Annotated in this window: 1 pseudogene; it reads left to right on the top strand. The window is 32.4% G+C overall.

From position 1 onward, the window contains the following. Positions 1–552 (top strand): annotated as a pseudogene (locus ACWIX0_RS14100) (hypothetical protein); the annotation flags it as partial.

The raw sequence follows: 552 nt of genomic DNA, 5'->3' as shown, positions 1-552 counted from the left end.
AAAAAGATTCTTAAATATGTTTCTACTTCGCTTACACTTGTAGCTTTTGCAAGAAGTTTAGATATTGAAGCTTCTAAAATTGCAAAATTAAGCAACATTTCTCGTCAAAGTATCAATAAAATCATCAATCAAATCCGCATTTTAATCGCCAAAGAATGTGAGAAAACTTCTAAAATGCAAGGCGAAATTTAAGTTGATGAAAGCAACCTTTTAATATAGATTTTGGGTGCTAAAAGAGTAAGAGGCAAAAGAGGGCGTGTAGCTGGCAAAAAAACTTCTGTGTTTTTGCTTTGCTTACAACTGCAAGCAGAAAGAATAAAGGCACATTATCGTGTCAAACATAGCAAAAATGAGTTTGTGCTAGGTAGAAATCACATAAACGACATTGAGAATGTTTTTGCTTCGTTTCACTCGCAACTATAAATAGAAGGGGTTATGCAAAGCATAGATTAAGCAAATTTAAAGGAATCAAAAAAGAGAATTTCTTGCTTCACTTAAAAGAAACAGAATTTAGATACAAGGCTAGCAGTAGCATTGAAATGTCAAAATACA

The organism is Helicobacter sp. T3_23-1059, from assembly GCF_053654515.1.
The sequence above is the reverse complement of the archived record's forward strand: the minus strand, read 5'-3'. Positions and strand labels throughout refer to the sequence as shown.